18 protein-coding genes are annotated in these 18,769 nt (G+C 62.4%); 5 read left to right on the top strand and 13 right to left on the bottom strand.

Going from position 1 to position 18,769, the window contains the following annotated elements; translation table 11 throughout:
* Positions 1-36 precede the first annotated feature (36 nt).
* The 6 genes from J3P85_RS08850 to ppsA all read right to left on the bottom strand — a co-directional run bounded on the left by J3P85_RS08850 (position 37) and on the right by ppsA (position 6,395).
* Positions 37-861 carry a mechanosensitive ion channel family protein gene (locus tag J3P85_RS08850; RefSeq protein WP_003199523.1) on the bottom strand — a complete coding sequence of 275 codons (825 nt, stop codon included), beginning with the start codon at positions 859-861 and terminating at the stop codon, positions 37-39.
* A gap of 2 nt (positions 862-863) precedes the next feature.
* Entirely contained in the window at positions 864-1,109 is a 246-nt protein-coding gene (locus tag J3P85_RS08845; RefSeq protein ID WP_014337331.1) for a hypothetical protein, read from the bottom strand.
* 63 nt (positions 1,110-1,172) lie between these two features.
* Complete coding sequence (locus J3P85_RS08840; RefSeq protein WP_434705512.1) at positions 1,173-2,168, bottom strand: zinc transporter ZntB; 996 nt, start codon at positions 2,166-2,168, stop codon at positions 1,173-1,175.
* 25 nt (positions 2,169-2,193) lie between these two features.
* Complete coding sequence (rraA, locus tag J3P85_RS08835) at positions 2,194-2,685, bottom strand: ribonuclease E activity regulator RraA (RefSeq protein ID WP_186705306.1); 492 nt, start codon at positions 2,683-2,685, stop codon at positions 2,194-2,196.
* Between the two features lie 125 nt (positions 2,686-2,810).
* A complete protein-coding gene (locus J3P85_RS08830; protein WP_434705511.1) occupies positions 2,811-3,800 on the bottom strand; it encodes an alpha/beta fold hydrolase in 990 nt (329 codons plus the stop codon).
* A gap of 219 nt (positions 3,801-4,019) precedes the next feature.
* On the bottom strand, positions 4,020-6,395 hold the full coding sequence (gene ppsA, locus J3P85_RS08825) for a phosphoenolpyruvate synthase (protein ID WP_434705510.1): 2,376 nt from the start codon (positions 6,393-6,395) through the stop codon (positions 4,020-4,022).
* A gap of 184 nt (positions 6,396-6,579) precedes the next feature.
* Between ppsA and ppsR the strand changes: the two genes are divergently transcribed.
* Positions 6,580-7,398, top strand: coding sequence for a posphoenolpyruvate synthetase regulatory kinase/phosphorylase PpsR (ppsR, locus tag J3P85_RS08820; RefSeq protein ID WP_003199510.1), 819 nt, complete (start codon positions 6,580-6,582; stop codon positions 7,396-7,398).
* Between the two features lie 161 nt (positions 7,399-7,559).
* Here ppsR and J3P85_RS08815 read toward each other — a convergent pair whose 3' ends face one another.
* The gene (locus J3P85_RS08815; RefSeq protein ID WP_434705508.1) at positions 7,560-8,405 is read right to left on the bottom strand and encodes a type 1 glutamine amidotransferase domain-containing protein; all 846 of its coding nucleotides are present in this window, start codon (positions 8,403-8,405) and stop codon (positions 7,560-7,562) included.
* 103 nt (positions 8,406-8,508) lie between these two features.
* On the opposite strand from J3P85_RS08815, the gene J3P85_RS08810 reads away from it, so the two are divergent.
* The gene (locus tag J3P85_RS08810; RefSeq protein ID WP_434705507.1) at positions 8,509-9,405 is read left to right on the top strand and encodes a LysR family transcriptional regulator; all 897 of its coding nucleotides are present in this window, start codon (positions 8,509-8,511) and stop codon (positions 9,403-9,405) included.
* Positions 9,406-9,594: 189 nt separating this feature from the next.
* On the opposite strand, the gene J3P85_RS08805 is transcribed toward J3P85_RS08810, so the two are convergent.
* From J3P85_RS08805 to J3P85_RS08785, 5 genes are all read right to left on the bottom strand, one after another.
* Positions 9,595-9,822 carry an MbtH family protein gene (locus tag J3P85_RS08805; RefSeq protein ID WP_063322270.1) on the bottom strand — a complete coding sequence of 76 codons (228 nt, stop codon included), beginning with the start codon at positions 9,820-9,822 and terminating at the stop codon, positions 9,595-9,597.
* 84 nt (positions 9,823-9,906) lie between these two features.
* A complete protein-coding gene (locus J3P85_RS08800) occupies positions 9,907-11,319 on the bottom strand; it encodes an aspartate aminotransferase family protein (RefSeq protein WP_434705506.1) in 1,413 nt (470 codons plus the stop codon).
* 96 nt (positions 11,320-11,415) lie between these two features.
* A complete protein-coding gene (locus tag J3P85_RS08795) occupies positions 11,416-11,937 on the bottom strand; it encodes a GNAT family N-acetyltransferase (RefSeq protein WP_434705505.1) in 522 nt (173 codons plus the stop codon).
* A gap of 284 nt (positions 11,938-12,221) precedes the next feature.
* Positions 12,222-13,556 carry an ATP-binding protein gene (locus tag J3P85_RS08790; RefSeq protein WP_434705504.1) on the bottom strand — a complete coding sequence of 445 codons (1,335 nt, stop codon included), beginning with the start codon at positions 13,554-13,556 and terminating at the stop codon, positions 12,222-12,224.
* The gene (locus J3P85_RS08785) at positions 13,553-14,233 is read right to left on the bottom strand and encodes a response regulator (RefSeq protein ID WP_434705503.1); all 681 of its coding nucleotides are present in this window, start codon (positions 14,231-14,233) and stop codon (positions 13,553-13,555) included. The genes J3P85_RS08790 and J3P85_RS08785 overlap by 4 nt, the downstream gene beginning before the upstream one ends.
* Positions 14,234-14,409: 176 nt before the next feature.
* On the opposite strand from J3P85_RS08785, the gene dsbD reads away from it, so the two are divergent.
* Genes dsbD through dsbG form a run of 3 tightly spaced genes read left to right on the top strand, consistent with a single transcriptional unit; the run spans position 14,410 to position 17,749 of the window.
* Complete coding sequence (gene dsbD, locus J3P85_RS08780) at positions 14,410-16,137, top strand: protein-disulfide reductase DsbD (RefSeq protein WP_434705502.1); 1,728 nt, start codon at positions 14,410-14,412, stop codon at positions 16,135-16,137.
* Complete coding sequence (locus J3P85_RS08775) at positions 16,137-17,006, top strand: TlpA family protein disulfide reductase (RefSeq protein WP_411386902.1); 870 nt, start codon at positions 16,137-16,139, stop codon at positions 17,004-17,006. The genes dsbD and J3P85_RS08775 overlap by 1 nt, the downstream gene beginning before the upstream one ends.
* Positions 16,982-17,749: a thiol:disulfide interchange protein DsbG gene (gene dsbG / locus J3P85_RS08770; RefSeq protein ID WP_434705501.1), complete on the top strand. Its 768-nt coding sequence runs from the start codon at positions 16,982-16,984 to the stop codon at positions 17,747-17,749. The genes J3P85_RS08775 and dsbG overlap by 25 nt, the downstream gene beginning before the upstream one ends.
* A 170-nt stretch (positions 17,750-17,919) precedes the next feature.
* On the opposite strand, the gene J3P85_RS08765 is transcribed toward dsbG, so the two are convergent.
* Entirely contained in the window at positions 17,920-18,726 is an 807-nt protein-coding gene (locus J3P85_RS08765) for an alpha/beta fold hydrolase (RefSeq protein WP_434705500.1), read from the bottom strand.
* Positions 18,727-18,769 lie beyond the last annotated feature (43 nt).

Genomic DNA, 18,769 nt, shown 5'->3' with positions numbered 1-18,769 from the left:
ATTTCGCGGCGGCATACATTAGCAGGATTTGCCGGGTTAGCGGCTACTCACATGCTGTTCCAGCAAGATCCGATTGGAAAGCGACACCAGTTCGCCCTCCTCGGTCAGCAATGTGGTTTTCACCGTGCCGATCTCTTCGATCTGGCCTTCGACCTCGCCAACACGCACTTGTTGCCCAACCTCATACAATTCACGCACATAGATTCCCGCAAGAATCTGACCGGCGATCTCCCGGCTTCCCAATCCCATTGCCAGCGCAACCGCCAGACCAACGGTAATCAATACGATCACGATCACATGGTTGAGCAGGTCAGTCTTGACCTCCAACTGGCTGATCGCCACCGAAATACTGATGATAATCACCAGGCCCTGGGCGATACGCCCCACGCCAGCGGCGTAATCCAGCCCGACGCCTTCGGCCGCACCGCGCACCAGCCCATTGGCCAGTTGCGCCAGCAGGACACCGACCAGCAACACCAGCGCGGCACCAAAAACCTTCGGCAAATACAACGCGAGCATATCGAGCGTAGCCGAAACTCGCTCAAGGCCAAGGGATTCTGCTGCGGAAACCAGGAAAATCAACAATACGAACCAGTACACGATCTTGCCGACCAGGGTCGAGATCGGCACTTGGATGCCGCCACGGGACAGCAACTTGGTCAGGCCGGTGCCGCCCATCAAGCGATCGAGACCCAGCTTGGCGAGCAGCTTGGACAGCAGCGTGTCCAGCAACTTGGCCACGACAAAACCCAGCAACAGCACCACCAGCGCGCCGAAGAGGTTCGGGATGAAGTTAGCTACCTTGGTCCACAACGCAGTCATTGCCGTGACGAGGCTCTGGGTCCAGAGATCAAGTTCCATATTCAATCAGCCTTATCAGCGGTGCGAGTAACAGGTTTACGGCGGGAAACCGGCGAGACATGGGCCGATCCATTATTCAGGGCGATCATCAGCGCGGGCAACCAGCGGCCCAGCAGGCTGAACAGATCGCCCGCGCCGACCTGGCGGTTGGCGGTTTTCAGTACACGCCCCAAGCATGCGTCGTCGTCCCGGCTGGACGGCGAAGCCTTGAGCATGTCGCGCAAAGACTGTTCAAACGGATCGTGCATACGCACCTCTCGTGATGTCTGTGGAAGACGCGATCACATTTCGTCGGGTCACATGAAACCCCATCACACCCAGCGCAAACGACGGAACAACAACCACTGCCCCGTCGCGACGCAGATCATCAGCAGGCACGCGACCATGAAACCGTAGGGGCTTTCGGAAAACGGAATGCCGCCGACGTTGATACCTAAAAGGCCGGTGAGAAAACTCATCGGCAGGAAAATCCCGGTGATGATGCCGAAGCGGTACATGGTCCGGTTCATGCGCACCGACAGGCGCCGGTCTTCGGCCTCCAGCACAAGCCCCACGCGCTCTCGGGTCAATTCCAGCTCTTCGAGATAACGGGTCAGGCTGTTGTTCAATTCGTTCCAATAGTCGCCATCGTCCTCGACGAACCAGGGCAACTTGATCCTCGACATCTGGCCGAAGATATCTCGCTGTGGCGCCAGGAATCGCTTGAGTCCGGCAGCCCTTCGACGGATGTGCAAAATGGCGTCATGCTCGGGAGCATACCGTTCGTCGGCGTCGAGTTTTTCTTCCTCGCCATCGACGATTTCCGAGAGGCAAGTGACCAGGTCCTGCACCTTGTCGGTGAGGTATTGCGCCATATAAAGGATGAGTTCGGAAGCGTTCTCGGGCCCCTTGCCCTCGGCCAGTTGCGCCAACAATTCATCGGTGGCGCGCAACGGCCGCAGGCGCAGGGAGATCACCCGCTGGGCGGACGCGAAGATCCGTACCGAGACCATGTCTTCAGGCTCGGCGCCCGGGTTGAGGTTGATTCCCCGCAGGAACAGCAGCAATTCGGCGTTGGGCAACGGCAACAACCGCGGCCGGGTATTCTCTTCCAGCAGCAGGTCGCAGTTGAATTCGCTCAGGCCGCTGGATTTGCGCAGCCAGGTGTGGGTTTGCGGATGACTGCGATCCCAGTGCAGCCATAGGCTTTCGTGGGCCTGCAGCTGCAATTCGTCGAGTTCGGTCCGGGCTATGGAACGCGCGCCGCCTTTACCGTCCAGCACCAGGGCATGCACCAGCCCCCATTGCGCGTTTTCTTCCTCGAACATCCTCATCCCTTATGACTGCGGTACTTTATTCAGGCATCTTCAGTGGGCTTGGCGAAACGATCACGCCGTTGTTGTCGGCATAGACATACTCGCCCGGGCGGAACGTCACGCCGGCAAAGGTCACCGCTATATTGAGTTCGCCGACACCACGCCGATCGGTCTTCATCGGATGGCTGGCCAGGGCCTGGACCCCAAGGTCGGTCTGGGCGATGACGTCGACGTCACGGATGCAGCCGTAGATCACCAGGCCTTCCCATCCATTCTTAGCCGCTTTCTCGGCCAGCATGTCACCCAGCAGGGCCCGGCGCAGCGACCCGCCGCCATCCACAACCAGCACTTTACCCTTGCCATCGAGTTCAACCTGCTCCTTGACCCGCGAGTTGTCCTCGAAGCACTTGATGGTCACGATTTCGCCGCCGAAGGAATCGCGGCCACCGAAATTGCTGAACATCGGCTCCAACACCTGCACCAGTTCCGGGTAGGCGTCGCACAGGTCGGGCGTGAGGTAATGGTTCATCGAACAACTCCTGAAAGGCTGGAACGTCAGATTGAATGGCAACCGTTTGTGACCGGAACCGCTTGAAGCGTCATATCTTAGCCGCAAGCAGACCAGAGCGAAATGCCCTTGTCAGAGCCTTCGCCTCAAACCGCCTCGGCCAACTGGGGCTGTTCACCCAGCAGGGGCGCCTGCTGATCCTCGAGCCAGCGCGCCACCAACGGCCAGACCTCAAGGTGGGCGGCCTTGCTGACCAGCATCTCGACGTGACCGAAATCGTCACTGAAACCCTGTCCCCGACCCAGACAGACAAATTGCTTGTGCGTGGAACCGATCTGATCGAAGAGTTTGCGGCACGCCCAAGTCGGGTCCTGGTGATCGCCCGCGGCACTCACCGCCAGCACCGGCAACTGAACATCGGCCAACCCGGCCCACCAGTTCTTCTCGGCATCGCCGAAACGCCCGAACAGGCCGTACCAGCGCATGCTTTCCAGGGCCAGGCCAATGGGCTCGTCCTCGGGGCCGCGCTTGAGCCTTGAACCGGACAACTGGGCAAAGCGCTTGAGGATGAAGCGGCCGCTCCATTCCACCGGCGGGATCTTCAACGGCCAGTAGGTGCGGCTGACCTGGGTGCCGAAAAACGCCGCGGAAGCCACCGCAGGCTCGCCCAGGTAGTGGCCGCCCAAGGCTGCCGCCAGGGTAATGCCCCCCAGGGAATGACCGATCCAGTGAGGCACTTGCCCACTCTGCTCACGCACGAAGGCGCCGATGGCCGGCAGGTCGTAACGGGCGTAGTCAGCCACCCGATTGTGGCGATAACCCTGGTTACGCTGGGATAAGCCATGGCCGCGCATTTCGGGAATCCAGACATCGAATCCCAGGCGCGTCAGGTACGCGCCCAGGCCGAGGCCTTTGGGCGAATACCAGAAACGCCGGTTGGAAAAACTGCCGTGCAACAGAATCACCGGGACACCACGGGTTTCGCCGGGATCAGCCATGCCCAGCCGGGTGACGGCCAGTTCGACGCTGGCGTCCGGGCTGTTGCCGGGTTTCAAGCGATAGACGTCTTCGCTCAGATCACCGCGCCGCTCGGCGCTGATCAGGGCGACAGGAAAGAGGTTGCTGCTGCTTTGCATAATCTTCTTGCACAAAAAAGGGCGGCATCCTTGTGGAGCCCGCCCTACTTCAATCAAAAGGGGCCAATGAAACTGATCACCGGAAAACTGTGGGAGCGAGCTTGCTCGCGATTGCGGTGGGTCAGCAAAATTAATATCGGCTGACACTCCGCCATCGCGAGCAAGCTCGCTCCCACAAGGTTACCCGGCAGACATTATCGGCGCGGCCCCTTCACTCGATCAGACCGCCGCCTGACCCTCGGCCAGGAAGAACCAGGTTTCCAGCACGGAGTCCGGGTTCAACGAAACGCTTTCGATGCCTTGCTCCATCAGCCATTTGGCCAGGTCCGGGTGGTCCGAAGGGCCCTGGCCGCAGATGCCGATGTACTTGCCGGCCTTGTTGCAGGCGGCAATGGCGTTGGCCAGCAGCTTCTTGACCGCCGGGTTCCGCTCGTCGAACAGGTGGGCGATGATCCCGGAATCGCGGTCCAGGCCCAGGGTCAGCTGGGTCAGGTCGTTGGAACCGATGGAGAAACCGTCGAAGAACTCGAGGAATTCTTCAGCCAGGATGGCGTTGGACGGCAGCTCGCACATCATGATCACGCGCAGGCCATTGTCGCCACGGGCCAGGCCGTTTTCCGCCAGCAGGTCAACCACCTGGCTCGCTTCGCCCAGGGTCCGCACGAACGGCACCATGATCTCGACGTTGGTCAGGCCCATCTCGTTGCGCACGCGCTTGAGGGCGCGGCACTCGAGTTCGAAGCAATCGCGGAACGATTCGCTGATGTAGCGCGACGCACCTCGGAAGCCCAGCATCGGGTTCTCTTCTTCCGGCTCGTAGAGCTTGCCGCCGATCAGGTTGGCATATTCGTTGGACTTGAAGTCCGACAGGCGCACGATGACTTTTTTCGGCCAGAACGCCGCCGCCAGGGTGCTGATGCCTTCCACCAGCTTCTCGACGTAGAAACCGACCGGATCGTCGTAGCCGGCAATGCGCTTGTCGACGCTGTCCTTGATGTCCTGGGGCAGGCCGTCGTAGTTCAGCAGTGCCTTGGGGTGCACGCCGATCATGCGGTTGATGATGAACTCCAGGCGGGCCAGGCCCACGCCGGCATTCGGCAATTGCGCGAAGTCGAAGGCACGATCCGGGTTGCCGACGTTCATCATGATCTTGAACGGCAGCTCCGGCATGGCGTCCACGGAGTTCTTCTTGATGTCGAAGCCCAGTTCGCCCTCGAAGATGTAGCCGGTGTCGCCTTCGGCGCAGGAAACAGTCACGCCCTGGCCGTCCTTGAGCAGTTGGGTGGCGTTGCCGCAACCGACCACTGCCGGGATTCCCAGTTCACGGGCGATGATTGCCGCGTGGCAGGTACGCCCGCCGCGGTTGGTGACGATGGCGCTGGCGCGCTTCATCACCGGTTCCCAGTCCGGGTCGGTCATGTCGGATACCAATACGTCGCCGGCCTGGACCTTGTCCATCTCCGAGACGTCCTTGATGATCCGCACCTTGCCCGCGCCGATGCGCTGGCCGATGGCCCGGCCTTCCACCAGCACGGTGCCGGTTTCCTTCAGCAGGTAGCGCTCCATGACGTTGGCCTGGGTGCGGCTCTTCACGGTTTCCGGACGGGCCTGCACGATGTACAGCTTGCCGTCGTCACCGTCCTTGGCCCACTCGATGTCCATCGGGCACTTGTAGTGCTGCTCGATGATCATCGCCTGCTTGGCCAGCTCGCCGACTTCAGCGTCGGTCAGGCAGAAACGCGCGCGCTCGGCCTTGTCCACGTCGACGGTCTTCACCGAGCGACCGGCCTTGGCTTCGTCGCCGTAGATCATCTTGATGGCCTTGCTGCCCAGGTTGCGACGCAGGATGGCCGGGCGACCGGCTTGCAGCGTGCCTTTGTGAACGTAGAACTCGTCCGGGTTCACCGCGCCTTGCACGACGGTTTCACCCAGGCCGTAGGCGCCGGTGATGAACACCACGTCACGGAAGCCCGACTCGGTGTCGAGGGTGAACATCACGCCGGCGGTGCCGGTTTCGGAGCGGACCATGCGCTGCACACCGGCGGAGAGGGCGACCAATTTGTGGTCGAAGCCCTGGTGCACGCGGTAGGAAATGGCACGGTCGTTGAAAAGGGAGGCGAAGACTTCCTTGGCGGCGCGGATGACGTTTTCCACGCCACGGATGTTCAGGAAGGTTTCCTGCTGGCCGGCGAAGGAGGCATCCGGGAGGTCTTCGGCGGTGGCCGAGGAACGCACGGCGACGGCGATGTCGGGATTGCCTTCGGACAGCTTGGCGAAAGCGGTGCGGATCTCGGCGTTCAGTTTCTCGGGGAACTCGGCTTCCATGATCCATTGGCGGATCTGGGCACCGGTCTTGGCCAGGGCATTGACGTCGTCGACGTCCAGGGCATCGAGCGCATCGTGGATCTGCTTGTTCAGGCCGCTCAGTTCCAGGAAATCACGATAAGCCTGGGCGGTCGTGGCGAAGCCACCTGGCACCGATACGCCGGCACCGGCGAGGTTGCTGATCATCTCGCCCAGGGATGCGTTCTTGCCCCCCACATGCTCCACATCATGGACGCCGAGCTTATCGAGGGAAACTACGTACTCTACCAAGGTGATCTCTCCACTAACTGTGTTGGAAAAGCTCAAGGCACCGGCGGCTCCAGGGGAGCGCTTGCCGGCGATATGGCCTGGACCTGGAAAATAAGTGAGAATGCGGGCCAATGGTGGCCGGCAAATCGCGCCTATCATATCCAAGAATCGTCACTAGCTCACTAGCTTAAGGCCCAAGGCGCAAATGAAACGATCTGCTTTCTTTATCTCCGACGGCACCGGCATCACGGCCGAAACGCTAGGCCAAAGCCTGTTGGCACAGTTCGAAAACATTACCTTCGCCAAATTCATACGTCCGTACATCGACAGTGTCGACAAGGCGCGGGCCATGGTACAGCAAATCAATAAAGCCGCCGAAACCGACGGTTTCCGCCCGATCATCTTCGATACCATCGTCAATCAGGACATCCGTGAGATTCTCGCAACGTCCAATGGTTTCATGATCGACATTTTTTCCACCTTCCTGGCGCCCTTGGAACAGGAACTGAGCGAGCATTCTTCCTACTCGGTCGGCAAGTCCCATTCCATTGGCCACAACTCCAACTACATGGAGCGGATCGAGGCGGTCAACTTCGCGCTGGACAACGATGATGGCGCCCGCACGCATTATTACGACAAGGCCGACCTGATCCTAGTGGGTGTGTCGCGTTGTGGTAAGACACCGACGTGCCTGTACATGGCAATGCAATTTGGCATCCGCGCGGCCAACTATCCATTGACGGAAGACGACATGGAGCGCCTGCAACTGCCCAGCGCCCTGCGCGCCCACCAGCACAAGCTGTTCGGCCTGACCATCGACCCGGACCGCCTCACCGCGATCCGCAACGAGCGCAAGCCCAACAGTCGTTATTCAAGCTACGCCCAGTGCGAGTTCGAAGTGCGCGAGGTGGAAAACCTGTTCCGGCGGGAGAACATTCCCCATATCAACTCCACGCATTTTTCCGTGGAAGAGATTTCGGCGAAGATCCTGGTGGAGAAAGGGGTGGAGCGGCGGTTCAAGTAAACCCACTACACCACTAAAACCTGTGGGAAAACCCTGTGGGAGCGAGCTTGCTCGCGATAGCGGAGTGTCAGCCAACACCAATGCTGCTGACGAACCGCAATCGCGAGCAAGCTCGCTCCCACAAGGGAATCGCCCACAGGAGAATCCGTGGTGTTCCTGGATCAGTGTTTCAACCGCTCGACCAACACCTTCCCCACCTCCAGCGCCGACGCCGGGTTCTGGCCGGTGATCAACTCACGATCCATGACCACATGGGACGTCCAGGGTGATGTGTTGCTGCTGTATTGGCCCCCCGCCTGCTCCAACGCATTCTGCGGGTAGAATTTCATGCTCCCGCCACCCAGCAGCCCCTTGGCCAATTCTTCCTCCTGATTGCTGATCACCGTCATCTTGTACCCGGCATAAATCCAGCTGGCCTTGGCCGAGGCCTGGCCTTTGGCTGCCAACTGGCCAACGAAGCCCTGGGCATCGGTCATGGTCGACAGCAGCGCGATAGGGCCATGGCAGACCAGCGCGGTGGTCTTGCCCTTGTCATGAAAATGCGTCAGCACCCGCCCCAGCGGCGCGCTCGTGAGCAAATCCTGCATCGGCGCATGCCCGCCCGGGATGTACAGGGCATCGAACCGGTCCAGGCCGATCTGCTCGACACGGGCCAGGCTGATCACCGGTGAGTCCTTGGCCGAGGTGATCTTCAACTGCCCCAGCAACGCCTGGTAACGCTCAAGCTCCGCCGAGTCATTGTTGAAATACATCTTGTCCACCGAGGAACGGTCCAGCGTCGGCGCCTTGCCCTCGGGCGTTGCGAACGTCACCTGGTGACCCGCCTCCAGCAAGCGTTTCACCGGTTGCAGCAATTCGTTGAGGTAGAACCCGGTGGAGAAGACCTGGCCATTTTTCAGGTCCAGGTGATTGGCATCCGACAAGACCACCAGTACGTTATCGGCATGGGCCGCGACGCTGATGCCTGCCAGAACGACAGACGTTGCCAAGGTAGTGAGCTTTTTCATGATGACTCCAGGACGCTTCGATAAAAGATGCGCTCACTGTATTGATGCGCTTACCGGCGATAAACTGGCTGCCCGGAACATCACCTGGCCCCTGGAGGCAACAATGCCCCGTCGATTCGATCATCTGGCCGACGTGGAAGCCTTCGTCACGGTCGTGGAAAAAGGCACTCTCAGCGCCGGCGCCGTGGCGCTGGGAACCACGCCTTCGGTCCTGAGCCGCGCCATTTCCCGCCTCGAAGCTCGGCTCGGCGTGCAGTTGTTGCGTCGTACGACCCGGCGGCTGAACCTGACCGATGCCGGCACGTTGTACCTGGAACAGTCGCGCTCGGCCTTTGCCCTGATTGACGATGCGGAGCGGCGAATCCAAGGCCAGGACGGCGTCCTGACTGGTCGCGTGCGCCTGAGCGTGCCGACCACCTACGGCCATTACCGCCTGCCGTCGCTGCTGTCGCGTTTCGTCCAGGCTTTTCCACAGGTTCGGGTCGAGCTGAGCATTACCAACCGCAATGTCGACCTGGTGGCCGAGGGGTATGACCTGGCGATCCGTCTCGGGCCATTGCCGGACAGTGGGCTGGTCGGCCGCAAGCTCGAAGACGCCCGCCTTTGCCTGGTGGCCGCGCCGCACTACCTGGCACGCGCCGGAACGCCCCGGCACGTCGATGAACTGGCGGCCCACGCCTGCCTGCCCTTCGTGATGCCCAGCAGCGGACGCATCGCACCTTGGCTATTTCGCGAGAACCAGCAAGATCGGGAATGGCTGCCGGCGGGCAATGTCCAGGTGTCGGACGATGTATTGGGCATCGTGTCCCTGGCCCAGGCCGGGATGGGGATCTGCCAGACCTATGAATTCATCGTCCGGGAGCGAATCGAGCGCGGGGAACTGGTGGTGCTGCTGGAAGACGTTGGCGGGCGCAGCCGACCGTTTTCAATCATCTATCCGCCCCATCGGCAATTGCCGGCGGCGGCACGGGCGTTGATTGATTTTTTGATTGGGCAATAGCTATAACACCGACCGGACCCTGTGGGAGCGAGCTTGCTCGCGATTGCGGCGGATCAGCAATATTGATGCTGGCTGACACTCCGCTATCGCGAGCAAGCTCGCTCCCACAGTGGGTCTGGTGTGACTGCAGGAGTTGTATTTCCCGCAGCCCTCCTGTGGAAAGCTTCCTTGCTGCTACAGGTTCTAGATTCAGTGGGCCGCAGCCGCCTGCTCTTCCATCTTCTTGCGCAAGCTCAGCGGGCGCATGTCGGTCCAGACTTCTTCGATGTAGGCCAGGCATTCCTTCTTGAACCCGCTCTTGCCTACGGTGCGCCAGCCCTCGGGCACGGCCTTGTAGTCTGGCCAGATCGAATACTGTTCTTCGTGGTTGACCACGACCTGAAAGACGATGTCCTCGCGGTCGAATACTGAAGTCATGGGTGTCTCTCCATCTATGCTCGAGGTTCGCTGCATCACATGCGCAGCCAGGATATGAAAGGAACGTATAGGGTCGGGTGAAAATTAACGGTCAGTGATCGCCGCCTGCAGGGCTCGCCCGAAAATCTCGGCGACCCGGTCGATTTCCGCCCGGGTGATGATCAACGGTGGCAGGAACCGCACCACGCTACCCTGCCGACCGCCCAGTTCCAGGATCAGCCCGCGCTTGAGGCATTCGCGTTGCAGGCGTGGCGCCAGCTGCGCATGTACCGGCGGATGACCCAGGGCATCCCGCTTACCCGTCGGATCAACCAGTTCAACGCCGAGCATCAGCCCGCGACCGCGGATATCGCCCAGTTGCGGGAAGTCCCGCTGGAGGATGTGCAGGTGCTCGCTCAAGCGTTCGCCCATGGCCGCGGCATGGGCCGGCAGGTCGTGCTCTTGCAGGTAGCGCATCACTGCGGAACCGGCGGCCATGGCCATCTGGTTGCCGCGAAAGGTGCCGGCGTGAGCGCCCGGCAGCCAGGTGTCGAGCCAATCGCGGTAAACCACCACCGCCAGCGGCAGGCTGCCGCCGATGGCCTTGGACAGCACGACCACGTCGGGGATGATCCCGGCATGTTCGAAGGCAAACATTTTGCCGGTACGGCCGAAGCCGCTCTGGATTTCGTCGACGATCAACGCCACCCCGGCCTGCTCGGTGATTCGCCGCAAGCCGCGCAGCCAGTCCAGGTCGGCGGGAATGACCCCGCCCTCACCCTGCACCACCTCGACGATGACCGCCGCCGGCAATTGCACGCCGGCCTCCGGGTCGTGCAGCAGGTTTTCCAGGTAATGCAGATTGGCCTTGACGCCCTCGGCACCGCCCAGCCCGAACGGGCAGCGGTAATCGTAGGGGTACGGCATGAACTGCACGCCGTTGCTGAGCAAGGCGCCCAAGGGTTTCTTCGGTCCCAGGCTGCCCATCAGGCTCAATGCGCCCTGGCTCATGCCGTGGTAACCGCCCTGGAACGACAGCACGGTGCTGCGTCCGGTGGCGGTGCGCACCAGTTTGAGGGCAGCTTCCACCGCGTCGGTCCCGGTGGGGCCGCAGAATTGGATCTTCGCCTCGGCAGCCAGCGGCGCCGGCAACAGGCCGAACAGATCCTGGACAAACCGGTCCTTGACCGGCGTGGTCAGGTCCAGGGTGTGCAACGGCAACTCATCGGCCAACACCTGCTGGATCGCTTCGATCACCACCGGGTGGTTATGCCCCAGCGCCAGCGTGCCGGCCCCGGCCAGGCAATCGATGAAGGTGCGGCCTTCGACGTCCTCGACGTACAACCCCTTGGCGCGCTTGAGGGCCAGGGGAATCCGCCGTGGATAGCTGCGGGCATTGGACTCCTGCCGACTCTGGCGAGCCAGCAGCGGCGATTCATTGAATTGGTAGAGCGTCTCGGCCGGCACGGGGCTGACCCGCGCCGGCTGTGCTTCGATAAGGCTGTTGGCGACTGACATCTCTCGACCCCGCAATAGGTAGTGACCCAAACGGCACACCGGGCAGGTGCGCATCCGGTCGGGGCGCACATGCAGGTTTCCTGTTGAGGAAACGCATCAGCCACGGGGGGATTTACTCTCGGACAGCACTTTCGCCGTCGGCGCGATCAGTGGCTTGTGCATCGCGACGGCCTTGACCCCGCCAAGGGCAAAGGCCTCGGCGCTTTGCTCGAAGCCCAGGTGCCGATAGAAGGCCTGGCTGGAACGGGTGCTGTTGAGGCGCACCCGGGCCACCCCGCGCCCGCGCAGCCAGGTCTCGATGTCTCCCACCAGCGCCTGGCCGACACCCCGGCGGAAGGATTCTGGCTGCACATAGCAGAAGGCGATCCGGCCACTGGCCGTGGCCATGGCGACACCCGCCGGGCGACCCTGCAAACGTGCCAGGGTCAGGCGCAACCGTGGGTCGATCAGCCAGGGGCGAATATACGCGAGGGTGTTGTGGCGCACCCAGGCGGCCACGACAGTGGGATCGTTGCGGTGTTCGGCGGCACACCCGACCCGGATGGAGCGCTCGGCGATCCGGCTGATGATGCCGGCATCGCTGGGCGTGGCCGTGCAGATTTCAATGAAGGTGTCCATGGCGCGGTTTTCCTCAGTCCTTGAGTCGAGCTGAAAAAAACATAGACCCGGATAACGCCAGTGCGCCAATGGCAGGTCGTTACAGCAGATGTACAACAACCACGCCGAGGTATTACCAATACGCTTGGGGCGCAGCCTGAAACACTGTGGCGAGGGAGCTTGCTCCCGCTGGGCTGCGCAGCAGCCCCAAAGTCAGAGAGTGCGGTGGGTCTGGCGGTCCGCGGCGGTGGATCCAAGCCCGCTTCGCGGTCCAGCGGGAGCAAGCTCCCTCGCCACGCAATCACCTACTTAACAACGGTTGCCTGCACCGGCATCGTCAATTCGACCCGCAACCCATCCGGGCGGCTGTCGAAATGCAGGCCACAGCCGCAACGCTGGACGATGGCCTGGACGATCGCCAGCCCCAGCCCGCAGCCGGTGCTCTGGCCGTTGCGCCAGAAGCGCTGGGTCAAGTGCTGGATGTCGTCGGCGGCGATGCCGGGGCCATGGTCGCGGACCTGGAAGCGCACGCGCTGGCCAACCATTTCCAGGCTCAATTCCACATCGGTATCGTCCGGGGTATGGCGCAGGGCGTTATCCAGCAGATTGCGCAGGGCGGCGATGGAGAGCACCGCCGGCATCTGCACGGGTGCGTCGGACAGCCCTGGGGCCAGGTGCAGCTTGATGCGTCGGGACTCATTGCTGGCAGAGTCCTGGATCGCCAACCGCGCAACCTGCTCGGCGTTGCAGTGCACGCCATCGTCGAACGACAGGCTGCCTTCGACCCGCGCCAGCAACAGCAACTGTTCAAGGGTGCGGTGCAAGCGGTCAGCGCCCTCTTCGGCCCGGGCCAGGGACTGGTCGCGGGCAGCCCCTTCAGTCATGCGCGCCACTTGCAGGTGCGTCTTGATGGCGGTCAACGGGCTGCGCAGTTCGTGAGCGGCGTCGCCGGTCAGTCGTCGCTCGCGCTCGATGGCTTTGCCGATGCGCTGGAACAATTGGTTCTGGGTTTCCAGCAACGGCTGCAACTCGCTGGGCAGCGGATGGATCTGCAAGGGCTCCAGGGAATCGGCATTGCGCCGCATCAGCGCATCGCGCATGCGATTGAGCGGTGCCAGCCCCTGGCCGATGCCCAGCCACAACAAGCACAGGCAACCGAGCAACGCCACCCCCACCGGCACCGAGGCGGCCAGCAACACCGACATGTTCAAGGCTTCGCGTTCGATCTGGCGGTCGGCGGTGGTGATGCGCAAGTCGCCCTGGGCCAGGGTGAAGCTGCGCCACGGCGCGCCATCGATCATCTGGTCGTGGAAGCCCATCTTCTCGGCTTCCAGGACCTGTTCCGGGGTGCCGTGGCTGCGGGCCAGGATCTCGCCGCGCAAGGAGCTGACCTGACAGGCCATGCCTCCGGGAATACTCAGTTGCTCGGCGCTGAGATGCGTGCCGTCACCCTTCGTCGGCAAGGGCGGCAGTTGCTCCAGCAACCCGGCCACCATCCGCGCCGAGGCCACCAGGCGCTGGTCGAGGGAGAACATCATCTGGTTGCGCAGGTCGCTGAGCATCCACGCCGCGGCCAGGGCCCAGATCAGGGCGAAGGCCGCGCCGAGGGTCAGGCTCAGGCGCAGTCGCAGGCTCATCACTTGGAGGACTCTCCACCGTCGGCCGGCCCCAGGCGATAACCCAGGCCGCGCACGGTCTCGACAATGCCGTTACCCAGTTTACGCCGCAGGTGATGGATATGGACGTTGAGGGCGTTGCTTTCCAGTTCGTCATTGAACCCGTAGACGCTGTCCTTGAGTTGCTCGCTGGACAGCACCCGGCCACGACTGTGCAGCAGTGCCTGCAACAGCGACTGCTCGCGCCGGGACAGATCCACCGGCTGGCCGTCGAGGGTGGTTTCCCGACTGCTGGGGTCGTAGGTCAGGCGACCGTGCTCGATCAGGTTGACGCTGCGCCCCGCCACGCGCCGCAGCAACGTGTGCAGGCGCGCCGCAAGTTCGCGCAGGTCAAAGGGCTTGAGCAGATAGTCGTCGGCGCCGGCCTGCAAGCCGTCGACCCGGTCGGTCACCGAGTCGCGGGCGGTGAGGATCAGCACCGGCGTTTCCAGCCCCTGCTGGCGCAATTGCTTGAGCAGCTTGAGACCATCTTCATCGGGCAATCCCAGGTCCAGCACCATGACATCGAACTCCGCCACGCCGACCATCGCCCGCGCCGCCGATGCGGTGGCAACGTGCTCGACCGTCAGGCCCTGCGCCGTGAGGCCGGCAACGATCCCGCTGGCAATCAACTCATCGTCTTCGCACACCAGTACGCGCATGGTAAGCCCCGTGGAAAAAGGTACATTAGGCCGCCGGCCGATTAAGCCGACATTATGCGACGAGTCCGGCCAACATGGGCGATCATTGCTGCCTGCCGGTCGTCGCCGGGTTAATCGACGGTTAATCGCCAGCCGCCATTGTCCTCGTCACTTGTTCCGTTCTAAGGCTTTTATCCATGCGTCGATTGTTTTTGTTGTGGCTGTTCCTGATCTCGGGCTTGGCCCAGGCCGCCAATCCCTTCGAAACCAAACCCGATTTCCTGCCGGTGGAAAAGGCGTTCGCGTTGACTTCCGAACGTCTGGACTCTGGTGAAACACAGCTGTTCTGGCAGATCGCCGACGGCTACTACCTATATCAACAGCGCCTCAAGTTCGATGGGCTCACCGAGGCCCAGAAACCGAAACTGCCGGAGGGCGAGGCTCACAGCGACGAGTTTTTCGGCGACCAGCAAATCTATCGCCAGGCGCTGGAACTGAAGATACCCGCCGGTGCCACGGGCAAGATCAAGGTCGGTTTCCAGGGCTGCGCCGACGCCGGCCTGTGCTATCCGCCCCAGACGCAAATGGTAGACCTGGGCGGCAGCCCGTCGCTGGCAAACACTGGCGAGGCGCAGGACCAGGCGCTGGCCAGCGGCTTGCAACAGCGCGCGCTGGGCTGGAGCCTGCTGGTGTTTTTTGGCCTTGGGCTGTTGTTGGCGTTTACGCCTTGCTCGCTGCCGATGCTGCCGATCCTGGCGGGATTGGTGGTGGGCAGCGGCGCCGGCCCTCGGCGCGGCCTGGCATTGGCCGGCAGCTACGTGTTCAGCATGGCGCTGGTGTACGCCGCCATGGGCGTGCTCGCCGCGCTGCTGGGGGCGAATCTGCAGGCCTTGCTGCAACAGCCGTGGTTGCTGGGTACCTTCGCGGCAATCTTCGTTGTATTGGCCCTGCCGATGTTTGGCTTCTTCGAACTGCAACTCCCGGCCGCCCTGCGTGACCGCTTGGAAAACGCCGGCCGTCAGCGCCGCGGTGGCAGCCTGGTGGGCGCTGGCGTCCTCGGGGCGCTGTCCGGTCTGTTGGTAGGGCCGTGCATGACCGCGCCACTGGCCGGCGCGCTGTTGTATATCGCCCAGAGCGGCAATGCGCTGCACGGTGGCCTGATCCTGTTCACCATGGGCGTCGGCATGGGCCTGCCGCTGCTGTTGCTGGTGACCGTCGGCAACCGCTTCCTGCCCAAGCCCGGCGCCTGGATGAACCTGCTCAAAGGCGTGTTCGGCTTCTTGTTCCTGGGTACCGCGTTGCTCATGATCCGTCCGGTCATCGATGGCTCACTGTGGATCGGACTGTGGGGCGCGCTGCTGGTGATAGCCGCCTATTGCGCCTGGCGCCAGACCCAAGGGTTCGGGCGCGCGCCCTATCTGTGGGGCAGCGTATCGCTGCTGTTCGGGTTGTGGGGCAGCCTGCTGGTGGTCGGGGCGGCGGGCGGCAGCGACGACCTGTTCAAGCCGCTGGAGGTCTACAGCGGTGCCCGGGGCAACGCGACTGCCGACGCCCACGACGCCTTCATCACCGTCAGCGAGCCCGCCGCCCTGCAACGGGAACTGGACAGCGCCAAGGCCCAGGGCCAATGGGTACTGCTGGACTACTACGCCGATTGGTGCGTGTCGTGCAAAATCATCGAGAAACAGGTGTTTGGCCGCGCCGAAGTCATGACCGCGCTTAAAGACGTACGCCTGCTGCGCCTTGATGTCACGGCCGACAACGCCGCCAGCCGAGCGCTGCTCCAGCGCTATCAGGTGCCGGGCCCGCCAAGCCTGCTGTGGATCGGAGCCGACGGAGAGGAACGCCGCGGCCAGCGCATCACGGGCGAGATCGATGCCAAAGGTTTCCTGGAACGTTGGAACCTGACCCGGGACGCAGGCTGATGCTGACTTTTACCCTGGGCACCTTTGCCATCGCTATCCATCACCTCCTGTTGATCAGCGCGTTGGCATTGGCGACTTTCATCGGCTGGCGAGTGGCCAAGCGCGGTGGCGAGAACCCCGAATCGGTGCTGTTCGCGCTGTTTCTCCTCGGGCTGCTCGCCGCGCGGACAGGTTTTGTCGTGGCCTACTGGAGCCACTATCGGGACGACCTGTGGCAAATCATCGATCTGCGCGATGGCGGCTTCCTTGCATGGCCGGGGATCCTGGTGCTGCTGGCCGCGGCGCTGCTTTGGGCGCGGCGCCGACCGGCCCTGCGTCGGCCATTGGGCTTTGGTGTCGGCAGCGGCCTGCTGTTCTGGCTGGTGGCGACGATGTCGCTGACCATCTATGACCAGGGCACGCGGCTGCCGGAGATCGAGCTACGCAACGCCGACGGCCAGACCGTCAAACTCACCGACTATCAGGGTGGGCCTCTGGTGGTCAATCTCTGGGCCACCTGGTGCCCGCCCTGCCGGCGCGAGATGCCGGTGCTGGAAGCCGCCCAACAGGAACGCCCGGACCTGACATTCCTGTTCGTCAACCAGGCCGAAGGCATGCACAGCGTCAGTACCTACCTCGCCACCCAGGGCCTGAGCCTGCACAACGTGCTGTTCGATGGCAGTGGCCGTCTCGCCCAGGCCGTCGGGTCAATGGCGTTGCCGACGACGCTGTTCTACGGCGCCGACGGCCGCCTGCTCGGCAGTCACCTGGGTGAACTGTCGGAAGCGAGCCTGGCCCGCGCCCTGGAAAACTTCGAAACGCCGGATCCGACCTCGGCGAACCCACTCCCAACAAGGAAACTGCCATGCCCCGCCTCCGCCACCTGCTGACCCTGGCTTTCGCCGGCGCGTTGTTACAGGCACCGCTGCTTCACGCCGAAGACTTGCCAGCGGCCATCAAGAAAATCGAAGCCAAGGGCGCGAAGATCGTCGGCACCTTCGAAGCACCGGACGGCCTGCGCGGCTACGCGGCGCAATACCAGAACCGCGGCATGGCCCTGTACCTGACGCCGGACGGCAAACACGTTCTGCTGGGCAACCTGTACGACGCCGACGGCAAGGACTTGAGCGCCGAACCGCTGCAAAAATTGGTCTACGCCCCGATGGCCAAGGAAATCTGGGCAAAGATGGAAGCCAGCAACTGGATCGCCGACGGCAACAAGGACGCACCGCGTACGGTGTATCTGTTCAGCGATCCGAACTGCCCGTACTGCAACATGTTCTGGGAACAGGCCCGGCCTTGGGTCAAGGCTGGCAAGGTGCAGTTGCGCCACATCATGGTGGGCATCATCCGCGAAGACAGCCCGGGTAAATCCGCTGCCTTGCTGGCCGCCAAGGACCCGGAAAAAACCCTGGCCGAGCATGAAAAGGCCGGCAAGGGCAGCCCGCTCAAACCGCTCAAGGACATCCCACCCGCCATCCAGGCCAAACTGGACGCCAACCAGCAGTTGATGGACGAACTGGAACTGTCTTCCACCCCGGCGATTTTCTACCTGGATGAAAAAGGCGACCTGCAACAGCAGCAAGGCGCGCCGTCGCCGGACAAGCTGGTGAAGATTCTCGGGCCGAAGTGACGAGCCTCACTGCAGACCCCTTGTGGGAGCGAGCTTGCTCGCGATAGAGGCAGATCAGTCAGCATTGATATGACAGACACACCGCAATCGCGAGCAAGCTCGCTCCCACAGTAGATTGGCATTGGTTACGAAATCCCTGAGGGAGCAAGCCTGCTCGCGATGGGGATAGTTCAGCGACGCAGGAACTCCAGCAACGCCTCTGTCACGAATTCCGGATTCTCCAGGTTGGAAATATGTCCAGCCTCGGGGATCAGCATGTGAGAGCAACCAATCAGCTCGGCCATTTCCAGCGCCTCGGACGGTGGACGCGGCTTGTCCTGGTCGCCGCACATCACCAGCGTGCGCTTGGCATCCAGTTCATGCAGGCGCGGCAGGATGTCGTCCCGGCCAAAAATGATCCGTCCCAGCGGCACGATGCTGTCGCGCAGGCGCTCGGTCGGCAACGCGGCCAAGGTGGCGCGGAACTGCTGGTAGAGGGCTGACTGCGGATCGATGCCTGGCCGGAAGAAGATCGGCACGATGATGTCCAGCAACGGCTCGGGGATACTGCCGCTGGCTTCGATCTTGTCGAACAGCGAGAAGTAGTAAAGCCGGGTCGGCTCCGGCTCGACACCGACGTAGGTGTCCATCAATACCAGCGACTGCACGCGCTCGGGCGCCGCCAGTGCCAGCCGCGCACCCCACATCCCGCCCACTGAAAGCCCCACCAGGTTGAAGCAGTCAATATCCAAGTGATCCATCAACGACAGCGTCTGGCGGGCCAGGTCGTCCAGGGAGGACATGCCTTCTGGCAAGCGTCCGGACTGGCCGTGGCCCCATAATTCCGGAACGATTACCCGGTAGTGTTTCGACAAAGCGTCAATCTGCGGTGCCCACATGGTGTGGTCCAACAGATAGCTGCTGCCCAGCAGCACCACCGGGCCCTGGCCCTGGTCCAGATAATGGAGCGGTTGTCCGTCGATCATTGCAAAGGGCATCGGTGACCTCCTTGTTTGAGTCTGGAAAAAAGCCCTGGGGAGA

Origin of the sequence: Pseudomonas sp. Z1-12, assembly GCF_051132015.1 — a bacterium.
GTDB lineage: Bacteria > Pseudomonadota > Gammaproteobacteria > Pseudomonadales > Pseudomonadaceae > Aquipseudomonas > Aquipseudomonas zanjanensis.
The sequence above is the reverse complement of the archived record's forward strand: the minus strand, read 5'-3'. Positions and strand labels throughout refer to the sequence as shown.